Consider the following 15,130-nt stretch of genomic DNA (forward strand, 5'->3'; position numbering starts at 1 on the left):
TCCAATTGGAGACGCTATCTTTGCGACCAATTAATAAATTTTTTAACGCTTCAATATTATTCAAGAAATGTATTTAAGTAAAGAGTACAAAGCTGATATCTTCGCAGAATTTGCAGGTGCAGCAGCAAACACTGGTTCTGCAGAAGGACAAGTAGCTTTATTCACTAAGAGAATTGCTCACTTAACTGGGCACTTAAAAAACAACAGAAAAGATTTTAACACACAACGTTCTCTACAAAAATTAGTAGGTAAACGTCGTTCATTATTAGCTTATCTGTACAAAAAAGATATCGAAAGATACCGTGCTATTATTAAAGCATTAGGTTTACGTGATATCATCAAGTAAGCTTTTAGTACAAAGTTTTTTAAAACCGTCTTTGAGATAATCAAAGACGGTTTTTTTTGTCTAGATTTTAGATGTTAGACAATAGATATTAGACAGTAAACATTGTTTTCCTTTTCAAAGTGGTTTGTCATAGCTGGAAGTATTCTGTTTTGAACGTTTGGTTTAAACAAGAGGGATTGTTTTGAACCAGGAAAAAAGGATGCAAGGATTTGCAGGATCGGGTAATGTGACATATGAAGGGGTGGCTTGTATTTTATATAGGAGACGTTTCACTAAACGTCTCCTTTAACTCACGATGCCCATACCGTTATCCAAAACCACGCACGATCCTGCTAATCCTAAAATCCTTACTTTCCTGGTTCAGAAATATTATTTAGTAGTTAGTACTTAGTATAAAGATCTATGGCGGTCAATATGGTCTCCATTTTTTACGGCATACAAAATATCCTGTCAATCCCTGCATCCTTCCTTTCCTGGTTCAAAGACAAAGCGTCCTTAAATCCTTTTTCCTAGTTCAAAACAAACTTTCCTCCCTTTCTTAGTTCACCCCCCTCTTATCTAAACCATAGGTCTAAATACTAAACTGATATATGAATTTGTAGAATTATAACTGCGTGGAATAAAAATCAAGAAGACCACAACTTTGTTTCCATTATAGTATTAATTATAGAACATAATTATGGAAAAATTTTGTGGTCTTGATGTACATAAAGATAGTGTTTTTATGTGCATTCTAAGTGAAAACAACGAAAAGTATGAAGAGGTTTTTAAGACTTTAACCCCTGACCTTGAACGGCTTCGTGACACGCTTGTTGATCATGGTGTCGGACTTGTTGCCATGGAGAGCACCAGTATCTATTGGTACCCGTTATGGAATATTCTAGAATCGGATTTTGATGTTAAATTGGTCAATCCACTGTTCATCAAGCAGGTTCCTGGAAGGAAGTCCGATGTCAAGGATGCCGAGTGGATCGCTACGGTATTGATGAAGGATCTGATTAAAGGGAGCTTTGTTCCTCCTAGCATCATCCAACAATTGCGGCTTTACAACCGTAAGATTACCAAGCTCAACAAACAATTGCGTCGCAGTGAACAGGAAATGGATGAGATGCTTCAAAGATGCAACATCCGTTTGAGTAATTACGTCTCTGATATCGGCTGCAAGTCCATGAAGAAAGTTGTTCAGGCTATCGCTAAGAATCATTTGAACCCGGATTATTTATTGAGCTTGGTCCATGCTCGGATTGTTAGGAAAAGCGGCGCGGAAACGATCCGAGCTTCGCTTACAGGAACATTCACTTCAGTAGACATCGAGATATTGAGGATGATCGTGGAGGATATCAATTTCCACCATGATCAGCTCGAATTCTGCAAGAAAGAGTTACTGAAGCTATGCTATCAGCATTTCAATCTTCAAATGGAACTATTGGTGACCATACCTGGAGTGAAAGAGCACGCAGCTGCCTGTATCATTTCTGAAATAGGGACGGACATGAAATTCTTTACATCGGCAACAGCCTTAGTAGGTTGGACCGGTCTTAGACCGCGGAACGACCAAAGTGCGGGTAAGATTAAAGGAAGAAAGACCCTACACGGAAATAAATATCTTCGCTTGATGCTCGTACAATGTGCTTGGGGAGCATCCAGAACAAAGGGAAGCGCTTTTATGGCGCGATATCAACGATTCAGAAAAAGAATGCACCACAACAAAGCGCTTATAGCAAATGCTAGAAAGCTGTTGGTGATAATTTGGAACATATTAGCCAAAAAGGAACCCTATTTTGCCCAAGCAATCTAGCAGGCCTTTTAAAGGAAAGTACCAAGGCCCTAGTATTTATGGTGGACTATACCCCGATTTCTAAACTGGCATAATAAGGAACTTTCTGGCAAGAAATTGCGTGTGAGCTAAAAGCTCGTAGAGGAAATTATTATTATTTAAAAGCGGACTAGGCAAATGCCTGGTAAAGCAAGACTATGCCTAATCAAATAGAAACAAGCCTTTAGATGATCTTTAAAGGCTTGTTCGATTAGTATTTATAGAGGAAATACTAAATACTAAATACTACCTATTCCGAGCTATTCCATGTATCTTTGTTTACCATGCAGAACAAGATCGACATCACCCTAGAAGCCACTTTAGTAGGTCATCAAAATCCGATATTTACCCTCGCGCAAACGAGCAATTCCCAGCTTCTCTACACCGCTGGAAATGATAAAGGCGTTGTTGTTTGGGATTTAGAGAAGATGGCTTTCCAAAAACTTCTGTGCAAGGTGGGTTCTTCCGTATATGTACTGAAGGCTGTTCCCGATACAGATTTATTAGCTATTGGAATGCGTTCCGGACAAGTATTGCTAGTGGATACCACCGATCAAACTTTGGTTGCCAACTTGAAAACCGAGCATGGAGCCATATTCTCCATAGCGTTTCTAACTGATAAGCATGAGATGATAGCGATCGGTGAGGAAGGTTATGCTTATGTTTGGGATTTACGTAACTACGAACTCTTATATAGGTTTAAGATTGCAGATACTACAGTTCGCGCTATTGCGGTATCTAAAGACCAAAAGCAATTAGCATTTGGTGATAAGAATGGTATGATCCATCTTTACCAAGCGGACGATTATCAGGAGCGTGTTAAAAAGCAGGTTCATAGCATGCCAATTACAAGCTTGATCTTTATGAATAATCATCTGATCTCGAGTGGCCGAGATGCGCAGTTATTTAAGTTGGAAACTAATACCTTAGATACGATACAGCAAATTACCCCGCATATGTTTACCGTCTATAGCATTGATAATGGCGGACATGATGATATTTTTGCCACAGCAAGCCGCGATAAGACCTGGAAGGTCTGGAAAGAAGAAGATCTTACGCTCTTGAAAAATATATCCAGAGATCGTTTTTATGATTCACACCACTTATCTATCAATTCGATGATCTGGAATAAGGATAGAATTTTCACCGTCTCCGATGATAAGTTGGTTAAGGTATGGAAGGTGGGCTAGTCTGCGACGCAACATTATTCGCAGCTCTTTTGATGGTACAGCGGTAAAAATTGTAGATGGATACCAGCGATCCTAATCCGAAAAGAACATATAGAAGGATCAGAATGTTATGCTGCTCATAGGCTGGATGATTCAAGTTTTGATGAATGATCCCAAATATTCCCCATGAAAAAGCAACTGAAACTGTCGGGAGCATCTTCAAATAAGAGTAAAACATAGCAAAACCGAAAGTTAGTATTAATATACTGACATCAATGATAAACTGCTCGGTTTCGGAATGAACGACCCCCGCTTTCACAAAAGTTGTCACCATGTTAAAAGCAAATACGAACAGTAACCAACCCGTATACATCCCGAAAGCTAGACGTATAAAATATTTGGTGAACGAGTGAGCTGTTAATTTCTCGATCTCCATACGGTTGTTGATAATGAGTAAGGTAATAATGCAGGCTACTGTGAAGATTATGGAAATAATCATAAATTGATTCAACTTTAGCACCATACTCATGCCACAAAACAGCTGGTTGAGAATCAGCATATAGTCGATACGCATCACCTTGCGTACGCTGCGAATATTTAAATGCTCATTGCCAGTTTCTCTATACATCAAAGCTGTGACGATTATCATTGCTATAGCAATCACTAACCAAGCTTTAAAGGTAAAGTCTGCCGGCGTGAGATGGGTTGGGAATAGATTGAACGCACGAAAGAGGGAGACCCCAAAAATGGAATTCCCATCTATGATCAAAATCCAGATAAAATTCAAACTGACAATAATCAGGTTAAATAGAGCTAGGTTCCGAACTCCATCCATTTTAAATAGTTAGTGTTGGTTTGTACGTTTGTTGAACAAATATACTTAAATAATGTTCTCTACGAAATATTTTATTATTTGTAGAAGATATTTTACATCAACATCATCAAACGTATTTAACTCGGCACTATCTACATCTAAAACCCCAATACATTGGCCATCCTTGAGGATCGGAACAACGATTTCTGATTTAGACAGGGAACTGCAGGCAATATGCCCTGGGAACTCTTCAACATTGGGTACAACCAAGGTTTCTTGCTTAGCCCATGCAGTGCCGCAAACGCCTCTATTGTAGGCTATGCGGGTACAGGCAACAGGCCCCTGAAAAGGACCTAACACAAGCTGCTCGCCCTCCACTAAATAGAATCCAACCCAAAAAAAGTTGAACTGCTCTTTCAATGCTGCTGCTATATTCGCCATATTCGCAACTTGATTCGTCTCCCCGCTGATCAATCCTTTAATCTGCGGAACTAAAGAAAGATATTGGTCTTCTTTGCTACCCTGCGCTATGGATAAGTCTTCTGCCATATTCTGGAAGTATTTATGAAGTTAATCTGAAAAGAAAATATGATCAAAGGAGGAATAGAGACTTCCTCCTTTGCATTACAACCTTTTTAAAGCTGCTTTTATAAGTTGTTCAACAGTGAGGTCAGGGTCAGTAGTCGTAATGACTTGTAGCGCCTTCTCCGCCTGCTGCTTAGGAAAACCTAACATAACTAAGGCTGTCAGGGCCTCTTCTGCCGAAGAAGGTTTACTCACAACCAATGGGATTAATGCATCTGGGCCTTGTTTCTTAAGCTTATCCTGGAGCTCAAGAATAACGCGCTGAGCGGTCTTCGGGCCTATACCCTTAATCTTTTGAATAACATTGACCTGCCCTGCCACAATCGCTTGTTGGATTTCCTCCGGAGTAATCGAGGATAACATCATACGTCCTGTATTCGGTCCGATACCGGATACCGATATGAGGTGATGGAAGAGATGGCGCTCTGCCTCTGTCGCAAATCCGAAAAGAGTTTGTGAATCCTCGCGAACCTGAAAGGAGATAAAGAGCTTGCAATCTTCCTGATCCTTAATCTGGCTAAAGGTAGTCAATGAAATATGCACATAGTATCCAATACCGCCTACCTCGATAACAACGTGGGTAGGCGCTTTGAATACTAGTTTTCCTTTAAAATATTCGTACATCTCGAATGTTTATTTGTTCATTGCCTGATGCTCAATCGCATCAACAACAGCAATAGTAACCATATTGACGATCTCACGAACGGAGCTGTCTAACTGCAATACGTGTACCGGCTTGTTCATACCCAATAGAATAGGACCAACCGCTTCAGCGTTTCCAACTGATTGTAAAAGCTTATAGGCAATATTGCCAGATTCTAAGTTCGGGAATACTAAAGTGTTTGCAGGCGCACCGTTCAATGTAGAGAATGGGAAGTTATCAGCAAGCATCTCACTGTTCAGTGCAAAGTTTGCTTGAACTTCACCGTCAGCAACGATTTCCGGATGCTCTTTGTGCAAGATTTTTACAGCGTCACGAACTTTATCGGAGATAACGCCATCGTTTGAGCCAAAGTTAGAGTAAGATAACATCGCAAGACGAGGTTTCACATTGAAACGCTTTACAGCAGCATCTAATAAAACACTGATCTCCGCAAGCTCTTGTGCGTTCGGATTCTCGTTCACCGTCGTATCACCAAAGAATAAAGGTCCTCTAGAAGTCATCATGATATACATACCTGCAACGCGAGATCCTGGTTTAGCACCAATAACCTGCAATGCCGGACGAATCGTAGAAGCGTAGTTTCTCGTTAATCCAGAAATTAATGTATCTGCATCACCAAATTCTACCATACTCGCGGCAAAGTAGTTTCTATTAGTCATCAACTTCCGAGAGTCTAATTTATTAATCCCGCGGCGTTGTCTTTTGGTATAAAGATGCTCAGCATATTTTTCAAAACGCTCTGACTTCGTTTCTGCTAATGGGTCGATAATCTCTACACCATCTAATTCGAAAGCATATTCTTCAATCAAACCTTTGATTTTTTGTTCATTACCCAGTAGAATAGGGAATGCAATTCCTTCTTCTTTCACGATCTGAGCCGCGCGTAAGGATTTATAGTTATCTGCCTCTGCAAAAACAACTCTCTTAGGGCTGTTCTTCGCTTTAGCAGTCAAGTTTCTGATCAGACGGTCTTCTTTTCCTAAACGCTTGTGAAGCTCTTCGCGGTATGCATCCCAGTCTTCAATAACTTTGCGAGCAACACCTGATTCAATAGCTGCTTTTGCAACAGCGATAGAAACTTCGGTGATCAAGCGAGGATCAGTAGGTTTAGGGATTACATAGTCAGCACCAAAACGGATGTTGTTTGCGTTGTACGCAATGTTAACTTCTTCAGGAACCGGTTGCTTTGCTAATTCAGCAATTGCTTTTACAGCAGCAATCTTCATCGCTTCGTTGATCGCAGTAGCACGTACATCTAAAGCGCCGCGGAAGATATAAGGGAATCCCAATACGTTGTTTACCTGATTAGGAAAGTCAGAACGACCTGTACCCATGATTAAATCATCGCGAGTCTCTACTGCAAGCTCATAAGCAATCTCCGGATTTGGATTTGCCATCGCCAAGACAATTGGTTTTAGAGCCATTGACTTCAACATTTCTGGCGTCAATACATCTGCTTTTGATAAACCGATAAAAACATCGCTATCTTTTACAGCTTCTTCTAGCGAATGAATATCACGATTAGTTGCCCATTCTGCTTTGGTTGTATCCAAACCTTCTCTATCAGCGCGGATTACACCCTTGCTGTCCAACATCACAATATTTTCTTTTCTAGCACCAACAGCTACGTACATTGCTGTACATGAAATAGCTGCTGCTCCAGCACCGTTTACCACGATCTTTACTTCAGAGATGTTCTTCCCTTGCAATTCGCAAGCATTGATTAATGCAGCACCAGAGATGATCGCTGTACCGTGTTGGTCATCGTGCATCACAGGAATGTTCATCTCCGCCTTTAAACGACGTTCAATTTCGAAACACTCAGGAGCTTTAATATCTTCTAGGTTGATACCTCCAAAAGTAGGCTCCAATGCTTTTACGATATTGACGAATTCGTCTACATTTTTGGTATCTAATTCGATGTCGAACACGTCGATATCAGCAAAGATCTTAAATAATAGACCTTTACCCTCCATTACTGGCTTACCAGCTTGCGCACCGATATCGCCTAATCCTAAAACGGCAGTACCGTTACTGATTACAGCAACAAGGTTACCTTTCGCTGTATATTTGTATGCATCTTCACTGTTTTCTGCAATTGCCAAACATGGCTCAGCAACGCCTGGTGAATATGCCAATGATAAATCTCTCTGTGAACTGTGTGGTTTTGTCGGAACGACTGCAATCTTTCCGGGACGTCCCATTGCATGGTATTGCAAGGCGTCCTTTTTTCTGTTGTTATTGTTCATAACGTTTCTAAATTTACTATTCTAGTAGTTGTTGTTCTCTATTTTAATACATCCAATAATTTAAACATCTGCTGGCGCATGCGCCCAGCTCCACCATGGTAGTTGTTTACTAGCAAGGAGAAAGTATAGGTTGTGCCATCGGCAGCCTTTTGGTAGCCTGTATAGCCCAAAGTGCCCCCAATTGTGCCGCTTTTCATGGTCATACCATTGATTGTCGGAAGGCCTTTCTTAAAATCTGCAAACCATGGTCTGCCCTGCGCATATTGCATCACGCGGGCTAAGGCGTTGCTGGTTACCCGGTTTTGAGGAGATAATCCGGAACCATCGTACGTCCTGATCTCTCCGATCGGCAACTTCAATTTATTTTCCCAATATTTCGCTACTAAAGTCGCAGCATCCTCGGTTTCATATTTATTTGCCGAAATCCCACCGATCACTTTCAATATTGCCTCACCGTACAAATTAATACTTTTTTGGTTGAACCAATGGATAATCTCAATAAGCTTAGGTGATTGAATGGTTAATAGCTTCTGTTTATTAGCCTCCCAGTTGCTTATTCCAGCATTTTTTAATAAGGTCGCTGTGGTAATCATGCTGTCTGCCACGACGATAGAGTCAGCCGTTAATACCTTCGATAAATCGTAAGCTAAGCTTAATGCCGGATCTGGCGTAGAAAGCTCAATGGTCTTTTTCAGATCTGCACCATAGGTTCCACGTAGATAAATAACGTTCGAATAAGGTGCGGAATAACCATAAACATTATCGCCAGAGCCATTTGACCCGGTCGTTACTTCATTGATAACCTGATAAAAAGGCGGGATATTATGTGATTTTATACTCGCTGCAGAGCCTGGGCGGCCTACTGAAAAATTAACATCATAGGCATTTTCTTTCCAGTTCAAAGCCGATACGCCCGCACCGTAATAATTTCCCATATCGGTCCACATCCATGTACCCGGTACTTGGTTTCCCTTGTAGAATTTATCATCAGCGATAACAAGACCATTGATTTGCTTAATGCCGAGTCCCTTAATAGCGGCTTTCCATTTATTTAAAATAGTTTCCGCGTTATGCGAAGGATAGCGCTCGCTTCCCAAGGTAGGATCGCCTAAGCCTTCAATGATTAAATTCCCATTCAGTGTGCCGATGGAATCTACCGTACCTGTATAATATAAATGCGTCGGAAAAGTATAATCGGGACCTAAGAGATCTAAGGCCGTAATGGAGGTCATTACCTTCAATGTAGAAGCGGTGGGAAGACCGATTTTGCTGTTCTCCTCAAATACAATTTCTCCGGTTTTGGAATTGATAACCGTTAGTGCCGCAACCCCGTTCGTTAAAGAGGGCGCATTCTTAAATTGCTGATAAGCATTTTGGATTTTTGTCTTTGTCTCTTGTGCGAAAGTAGTTTCAATTCCTCCAACTACTAAAAGAGCTGATAGACAAAGACAAGAAAAAAATCTTCTCATAGGAAGCAAATATCGCATTATAGTCTACAAGTAGTACATAATTCTTGTAAAATTTCAATTCTATGATGAAGTAAAACTTTTAATTACTATAGTTTTTATAACTTGCACGGATTATTAAAAATAACATAATGAAATACATCGAAAAATTAGCTTCCATCCGCCAAGTGATGAAAGAAAAGGGTGTAGATGCCTATATTATTCCTTCCTCCGATCCGCATATCAGCGAATATCTTCCAGATCGTTACAAATGTATTGCATGGACTTCCGGCTTTACCGGTTCGGCAGGTACACTTGTGATTACACAAGACTTCGCAGGCTTATGGACCGACTCCAGATATTTTGTACAAGCTAACGAACAGCTAGCAGGTACAGGTTTCGAATTGGTTAAATTACAAGCACAAGGGAAACCAGAATATGCAACCTGGTTGGCGAATAAACTTGAGAAAGGACAGTTAGTTGCTTTCGACGGTAACTTAGCAGCTGTCGCTGTAGCACAAGCAGTGCAAGACGAATTGCTCCCACTAGGTATTCAAGTGGATGGCCATATCGATATCCTTGCCAATATCTGGGAAGGACGTCCGGCATTGCCTACGGCAAAAGCCTACTTGCTAGACGTTGCGACCACCGGTCAAAGCACGAAAGATAAATTAGCGGCTATCCGCGGAAAGCTAAAAGCTAAGCGTACGACGACACACTTTGTATCATCGTTAGACGACTTAGCATGGATATTGAACATCCGTGGTAATGACGTGAAATGTAATCCTGTTGTATTGGGCTTCCTTTTGATCGATGGAGATAAAAATACACTTTACATCCAAGCAGGTAAGTTATCTGATGCGGATATAGCAAGCTTGAATGCATCCGATGTTACCGTTGAAGATTATGAAAAGGCTTTCGAAGCGATTCGTCAAATAAACAGCGAGAATATATTATTAGATCCGAAGCGCACTTGTTTCGCTATCTATGATGCCGTTCCGGATAGCGTAAAGATTATCGAGGATCTGAACCCATCAACCTTATTGAAGGCCGTAAAGAACGAGACCGAATTAGAGCATACGCGCAATGCAATGCGCAAGGATGGCGTCGCTTTGACGAAGTTCTTTAAATGGTTGGAAGAGAATGTAGCTTCCGGAAATCTAAGCGAAATCTCCATTGCTGAGCGCTTGCAGCAATTCCGTTCGGAATTAGATGGCTTTGTAGATATTTCTTTTGATACGATTGCCGGATATCTAGAGCACGGAGCTTTGCCACATTACAAAGCAACAGATGAGAGCAATGCGACCTTGAAACCAGAAGGTCTATTACTTGTAGATTCCGGAGGTCAGTATCTTGACGGCACAACAGATATCACACGCGTGGTGTCGCTAGGTAACATCACTGCTGAAGAACGTGTAGACTATACGCTCGTATTAAAAGGTACTATCGAAGGTTCCACCGCCATCTTCCCGAAAGGTACTCGCGGCTACCAAATTGATGCGATTACAAGACATCCATTATGGAGCAAACTTCGTAACTACGGGCATGGAACAGGTCATGGTGTTGGCTTCTTCCTGAATGTTCACGAAGGTCCACATGTGTTCAATAGCGCCGCTATCGATATCCCAGTGGAAGCAGGAATGATTACCTCCATCGAGCCAGGTCTATACCGCGAAGGCCAATACGGTATCCGTATTGAAAACCTGGTACACTCCAAAGTAATCGAATCCAATTACTTCGGTGAGTTTATGGACTTCGAAACATTAACAATATGCTACATCGCTACGGACTTAGTCGATAAAACAATTCTTGATCAAAAACATATCGATTGGTTGAACCAGTACAATAGTTGGGTATTCGATCAATTAAGCCCAAGCCTATCGGAAGAAGAGAAAACTTGGTTAGCTGATAAAACAAAAGCAATTTAAAATAAAAAAAGCCCTGAAATGGGCTTTTTTTATTTAGATATAAGATTTTAGATTTTAGACATTAGACTGTTGAAGGAAAATTTGTCTTGAACCAGGAAAGAAAGGATTTAAGGATAAGCAAGATCCTGCCCATCCCTACATCCTTCCTTTCCTGGTTCAAACAAAAAAAATGGAGCCTAATCGGCTCCACTAATATCTAACATCTTATATCTAACATCTAATACCTACTGATGTCTTCCTTCTAGATTCTTAGCGATATCTTTCAGACTGATTCCTTTTTCGCGCAATAGCACGATCAAGTGGAACAATAAATCTGAAGATTCATTGATAAAGTCGTGCTCAGTTTCGTTAAGTGCAGCAATCACCGTCTCTACGGCTTCTTCTCCGACCTTTTGAACGATCTTATTAATTCCTTTACTACGAAGTCTGTTTACATAAGACTCTTCCGTAGGGAAGTCGAAACGGCTCTTGACGATAGCTTCTAACTTAAGAAGGAAGTTCTGATTGTATTCGGTATTGAAGCAGCTTCTGCTTCCGGTATGACAAGTAGGTCCTGCAGGATGGACTTTAATCAGTAAGGTATCATTATCACAATCGATATGCGAGCTTACCACTTCTAAAAAGTTTCCACTCTCTTCACCTTTTGTCCAAAGTCTATTCTTACTTCTCGAATAAAAGGTTACTTTGTTTTCTGCCTGGGTCTTATTCCAAGCTTCTTCATTCATGTAACCCAACATCAGCACTTCCAGTGTTTGATCATCTTGAATTACAACAGGCACTAAACCGTCGCCTTTATTAAAATCTATTGTCATCCTACAAATAGCTTATAGTCTTACAGGGATTTGATTTTCCTGTAGGGTTTGTTTCAATTCTGGAATTAGTATTTCGCCGTAGTGGAATACAGAAGCTGCTAGTGCAGCATCCACTTGCGCCTTTTCAAATACATCAACAAAATGCTGTTGATTCCCTGCGCCTCCAGAAGCGATCAAAGGAATACTTATTTGCTTATTTATTTTATCAAGTAAATGGATATCAAAACCATTCTTGGTGCCGTCATGATCCATAGAGGTCAACAAGATCTCCCCGGCACCTCTGCTCTCAGCCTCCTTGATCCAGTCTTCGGTTTCAATTTCTGTGATATCTCTTCCCCCTCGTAAATGCACATAATTCCTACCGTCTACAAAGCGTGTATCCACCGCAACGACAACGAACTGTACGCCAAAGGTCGCCGCCAACTCATCAATGAGCTTCGGATTTCTGACCGCAGTGGAGTTAATCGATATTTTATCCGCCCCTGCGTTCAATAATATATCCGCATCTTTGAGCTCATTGATACCTCCGCCAATCGTAAATGGAATGTTGATCTGCGAAGCAACGGCCCTTACCAAATCAACGGTGGTCTTACGGCGCTCATGCGTTGCTGTGATATCCAGAAACACCAACTCGTCCGCTCCTTGTTGCGAATATTGCCAAGCAAGCTCCACGGGGTCACCTGCATCGCGAAGATCAACAAAGTTGACTCCCTTTACGGTGCGACCATCCTTTACATCTAAACAGGGAATTATACGCTTTGCAAGCATTCTAGAATCTAATTAGCGCTTTTAAGTTCCAATCCTTAATCTCTTCAATCGTAATGCGTTCTTCGTAGATCGCTTTACCTACAACCACAGACTCCATTCTTCCCAAAGCATTTAGCGCTTCAATATCCGCCATGGAACTGATACCTCCTGACCCAATCAATTTAATAATAGGTGAGTGATCCAATAGCTTTTGATATAATTCAACACCAGCGCCACCAAGTTTTCCGTCTTTTGAGATATCCGTACATAGGAAACGGTAGAAACCTAGGCTTAAACATTTATCGATATATTCTACCAATTTGATTGGCGAACTTTCTAACCAGCCGGAGTATTTGATGACCTCATCCAACACGTCGATTGCAATCACGATATGATCAGCGTATTTAACGCGGCCTTCGTTTAATTTACTTAGCTCTTCAAGGAAAGTCGGATTAGTGATCGCCTGTGTGCCAACGATTACGCGGTAAACACCTGCATCCACCAACTCTTTCACCTTTTCGATGCTACGAACACCACCACCATATTGTACTTTCATCTCCGTTCTACGGATAATATCGAACAAATAAGCTTGATTGCTGAAGTCGCCTTTCGCGCCATTCAGGTCGATAATATGAACAATCTCGGTACCATTCGCGTGGTACTTCTCAATTTGTTCTTCTAATGAAATAGGGTATGTCGTTACGTCGTCGTAGTTTCCTTCTCTTAAGCGGACAACCTTTTTGTCCAACACATCAATTGCAGGTATTATATACATATTCGTTAATTTCGGTTAAAACTTAGCAAAGTTAAGCAAAAGTTGCTCTCCTGCAGTTCCTGATTTTTCGGGGTGAAATTGTACCGCCCAGAAATTATCCTTGGAAATTGCTGCAGAAAATGGTAATCCATAATCACATCTAGCTATGGTATAGGTTGCATCATACTCAATGAAGTAAGAGTGCACAAAATAAAAATAGGAATTATTCGGAATGTCTTGAAAAAGAGGACAGGTATTTTCAAATACGATGCTGTTCCAGCCCATATGCGGAACTTTTTGTTGAATCCTTTCGTCAAAATGTAACGTCTTTAGTGGGATAATACCCACTAAATCAGAGTTCCCCTCTTCTGAAAAGCCAGTTAGCAATTGCATCCCTACACAAATGCCCAGTACAGGCTTCTTCAATTGTCGGATGGGCTCAACCATCCCCCGCGCTTCGAGCTTTGCCATAGCTGCTCCAGCGTGACCTACGCCGGGAATGATAATCTTATCATACTGCTCCAGTTCTTCCGGAGTATTCACCATCCCGTGCGCTATATTCAGACGCTTTAAAGCTGCAGTAATAGAAAAAATATTTCCCGCTTCGTAATTTACAATCCCAATCATACGCTCTTCTCTAGCCTTATCGGCTCAAAAATCTTATAATACGCCTTTCGTACTCGGTAGCTGCATATTCTCAGCATCGCGACGAACGGCTTTTTTTATTGTCTTAGCAAGGGCTTTAAAAATCGCCTCAATCTTGTGGTGCTCATTATCACCTGTCGCCTGAATGTTCAAATTCGACTTTGAAGCATCAGAAAACGACTTAAAGAAATGGTAGAACATCTCTGTCGGCATATCCCCGATTTTCTCACGCTTGAACTCCGCATCCCATACGATCCAGTTACGACCACCAAAGTCCAAGGCAACTTGTGCCAAGCAATCATCCATCGGTAAAGTATAAGCGTAGCGTTCAATACCGCGCTTATCGCCTAATACTTTCAAGAAGATCTCGCCAAGTGCAATTCCTGTATCCTCGATGGTATGGTGCTCATCGATATGCAGATCGCCTTTTGCCTTGATCGTCAAATCAAGGGCACCGTGACGTGCTAGTTGATCTAACATATGATCAAAGAATGGCAAGCCGGTCTCAATCTCCGATTTCCCGGAACCATCTAAATTCACTTTGATGTAAATATCAGTCTCATTGGTTTTGCGATGATGCTCCGCAACGCGGGTCCCTAATTTCAGAAATTCGTAGATAGACTTCCAGTCCTTCGTTTCCAATGCGATGGCATCATTCTCAAAAATATGGTTCTCTAGTTTTCCCAACTCATCATTATTACGAAGCCAGATTGCTTTAGCGCCAAGGTTCTGTGCTAATTTCACATCATTGACACGGTCGCCAATAACAAATGAGTTTTTTAGATCATACGCCGTCTCATCGAAATACTCAGTCAACATCCCGATTCCAGGTTTTCTCGTTGCTGCATTCTCATGAGGAAAAGTCTTATCGATATGCTCCTTTACGAATTCAACGCCCTCACCTTTAAAAGTCTCGATTACAAAGGAATGCACAGGCAGGAAGTTAGCTTCCGGATGAGAATCTGTCCCTAAGCCATCTTGATTAGAAACCAATACCAGTTCAAAATCAAGTTCCTTAGCAATACGAGGTAAATATTGAAGTGCGCCGGGATAGAACTTCAGTTTCTGAAAAGAGTCGATTTGCTCGTCTTCAGGTTCCAGAATCAATGTTCCATCTCTATCGATAAAAAGAACACGCTTTAGTTGATCAGCCATT

At 41.2% G+C, this 15,130-nt stretch carries 14 protein-coding genes; 4 read left to right on the plus strand and 10 right to left on the minus strand.

What is annotated here, in order from left to right:
- The first annotated feature begins 67 nt into the window (after positions 1–67).
- The 3 genes from rpsO to DSM08_RS16720 all read left to right on the plus strand — a co-directional run bounded on the left by rpsO (position 68) and on the right by DSM08_RS16720 (position 3,352).
- Positions 68–346, plus strand: a complete 279-nt coding sequence (rpsO, locus tag DSM08_RS16710; RefSeq protein ID WP_149527210.1) for a 30S ribosomal protein S15 — start codon at positions 68–70, stop codon at positions 344–346.
- A 679-nt stretch (positions 347–1,025) separates the two neighbouring features.
- Positions 1,026–2,144, plus strand: coding sequence for an IS110 family RNA-guided transposase (locus DSM08_RS16715; RefSeq protein ID WP_149526577.1), 1,119 nt, complete (start codon positions 1,026–1,028; stop codon positions 2,142–2,144).
- Between the two features lie 302 nt (positions 2,145–2,446).
- Positions 2,447–3,352: a WD40 repeat domain-containing protein gene (locus tag DSM08_RS16720; protein ID WP_149527211.1), complete on the plus strand. Its 906-nt coding sequence runs from the start codon at positions 2,447–2,449 to the stop codon at positions 3,350–3,352.
- On the opposite strand, the gene DSM08_RS16725 is transcribed toward DSM08_RS16720, so the two are convergent.
- The 5 genes from DSM08_RS16725 to dacB all read right to left on the minus strand — a co-directional run bounded on the left by DSM08_RS16725 (position 3,330) and on the right by dacB (position 9,112).
- A complete protein-coding gene (locus tag DSM08_RS16725; RefSeq protein WP_187773895.1) occupies positions 3,330–4,118 on the minus strand; it encodes a hypothetical protein in 789 nt (262 codons plus the stop codon). The genes DSM08_RS16720 and DSM08_RS16725 overlap by 23 nt on opposite strands.
- A gap of 93 nt (positions 4,119–4,211) precedes the next feature.
- On the minus strand, positions 4,212–4,694 hold the full coding sequence (locus DSM08_RS16730) for a GAF domain-containing protein (protein ID WP_149527213.1): 483 nt from the start codon (positions 4,692–4,694) through the stop codon (positions 4,212–4,214).
- 75 nt (positions 4,695–4,769) lie between these two features.
- The gene (gene ruvA / locus DSM08_RS16735; RefSeq protein WP_149527214.1) at positions 4,770–5,354 is read right to left on the minus strand and encodes a Holliday junction branch migration protein RuvA; all 585 of its coding nucleotides are present in this window, start codon (positions 5,352–5,354) and stop codon (positions 4,770–4,772) included.
- 9 nt (positions 5,355–5,363) lie between these two features.
- Positions 5,364–7,643, minus strand: a complete 2,280-nt coding sequence (locus DSM08_RS16740; protein WP_149527215.1) for an NADP-dependent malic enzyme — start codon at positions 7,641–7,643, stop codon at positions 5,364–5,366.
- A 38-nt stretch (positions 7,644–7,681) separates the two neighbouring features.
- On the minus strand, positions 7,682–9,112 hold the full coding sequence (gene dacB / locus DSM08_RS16745) for a D-alanyl-D-alanine carboxypeptidase/D-alanyl-D-alanine endopeptidase (RefSeq protein WP_246172323.1): 1,431 nt from the start codon (positions 9,110–9,112) through the stop codon (positions 7,682–7,684).
- Between the two features lie 128 nt (positions 9,113–9,240).
- On the opposite strand from dacB, the gene DSM08_RS16750 reads away from it, so the two are divergent.
- Positions 9,241–11,016 carry an aminopeptidase P family protein gene (locus tag DSM08_RS16750; protein ID WP_149527216.1) on the plus strand — a complete coding sequence of 592 codons (1,776 nt, stop codon included), beginning with the start codon at positions 9,241–9,243 and terminating at the stop codon, positions 11,014–11,016.
- A 224-nt stretch (positions 11,017–11,240) separates the two neighbouring features.
- Here DSM08_RS16750 and hisIE read toward each other — a convergent pair whose 3' ends face one another.
- From hisIE to hisB, 5 genes are read right to left on the minus strand one after another with little or no spacing between them, the layout of a single operon-like run.
- Positions 11,241–11,828 (minus strand): bifunctional phosphoribosyl-AMP cyclohydrolase/phosphoribosyl-ATP diphosphatase HisIE, encoded by a 588-nt coding sequence (hisIE, locus tag DSM08_RS16755; protein WP_149527217.1) that lies wholly within the window; start codon positions 11,826–11,828, stop codon positions 11,241–11,243.
- A gap of 12 nt (positions 11,829–11,840) precedes the next feature.
- Positions 11,841–12,596, minus strand: a complete 756-nt coding sequence (hisF, locus tag DSM08_RS16760; protein ID WP_149527218.1) for an imidazole glycerol phosphate synthase subunit HisF — start codon at positions 12,594–12,596, stop codon at positions 11,841–11,843.
- Between the two features lies 1 nt (position 12,597).
- Positions 12,598–13,350 (minus strand): 1-(5-phosphoribosyl)-5-[(5-phosphoribosylamino)methylideneamino]imidazole-4-carboxamide isomerase, encoded by a 753-nt coding sequence (locus tag DSM08_RS16765; RefSeq protein ID WP_149527219.1) that lies wholly within the window; start codon positions 13,348–13,350, stop codon positions 12,598–12,600.
- A gap of 15 nt (positions 13,351–13,365) precedes the next feature.
- Complete coding sequence (gene hisH / locus DSM08_RS16770; RefSeq protein WP_149527220.1) at positions 13,366–13,956, minus strand: imidazole glycerol phosphate synthase subunit HisH; 591 nt, start codon at positions 13,954–13,956, stop codon at positions 13,366–13,368.
- A gap of 33 nt (positions 13,957–13,989) precedes the next feature.
- Positions 13,990–15,129 (minus strand): bifunctional histidinol-phosphatase/imidazoleglycerol-phosphate dehydratase HisB, encoded by a 1,140-nt coding sequence (gene hisB / locus DSM08_RS16775; RefSeq protein ID WP_149527221.1) that lies wholly within the window; start codon positions 15,127–15,129, stop codon positions 13,990–13,992.
- Position 15,130 lies beyond the last annotated feature (1 nt).

It is taken from the genome of Sphingobacterium hotanense (assembly GCF_008274825.1).
Taxonomy (GTDB): Bacteria; Bacteroidota; Bacteroidia; order Sphingobacteriales; family Sphingobacteriaceae; genus Sphingobacterium; species Sphingobacterium hotanense.

Coding starts and splice junctions, on each gene's coding strand:
- rpsO (WP_149527210.1), top strand. CDS start 68: ATGTATTTAAGTAAAGAGTACAAAGCTGATATCTTCGCAGAATTTGCA.
- DSM08_RS16715 (WP_149526577.1), top strand. CDS start 1,026: ATGGAAAAATTTTGTGGTCTTGATGTACATAAAGATAGTGTTTTTATG.
- DSM08_RS16720 (WP_149527211.1), top strand. CDS start 2,447: ATGCAGAACAAGATCGACATCACCCTAGAAGCCACTTTAGTAGGTCAT.
- DSM08_RS16730 (WP_149527213.1), bottom strand. CDS start 4,694: ATGGCAGAAGACTTATCCATAGCGCAGGGTAGCAAAGAAGACCAATAT.
- ruvA (WP_149527214.1), bottom strand. CDS start 5,354: ATGTACGAATATTTTAAAGGAAAACTAGTATTCAAAGCGCCTACCCAC.
- DSM08_RS16740 (WP_149527215.1), bottom strand. CDS start 7,643: ATGAACAATAACAACAGAAAAAAGGACGCCTTGCAATACCATGCAATG.
- dacB (WP_246172323.1), bottom strand. CDS start 9,112: ATGAGAAGATTTTTTTCTTGTCTTTGTCTATCAGCTCTTTTAGTAGTT.
- DSM08_RS16750 (WP_149527216.1), top strand. CDS start 9,241: ATGAAATACATCGAAAAATTAGCTTCCATCCGCCAAGTGATGAAAGAA.
- hisIE (WP_149527217.1), bottom strand. CDS start 11,828: ATGACAATAGATTTTAATAAAGGCGACGGTTTAGTGCCTGTTGTAATT.
- hisF (WP_149527218.1), bottom strand. CDS start 12,596: ATGCTTGCAAAGCGTATAATTCCCTGTTTAGATGTAAAGGATGGTCGC.
- DSM08_RS16765 (WP_149527219.1), bottom strand. CDS start 13,350: ATGTATATAATACCTGCAATTGATGTGTTGGACAAAAAGGTTGTCCGC.
- hisH (WP_149527220.1), bottom strand. CDS start 13,956: ATGATTGGGATTGTAAATTACGAAGCGGGAAATATTTTTTCTATTACT.
- hisB (WP_149527221.1), bottom strand. CDS start 15,129: ATGGCTGATCAACTAAAGCGTGTTCTTTTTATCGATAGAGATGGAACA.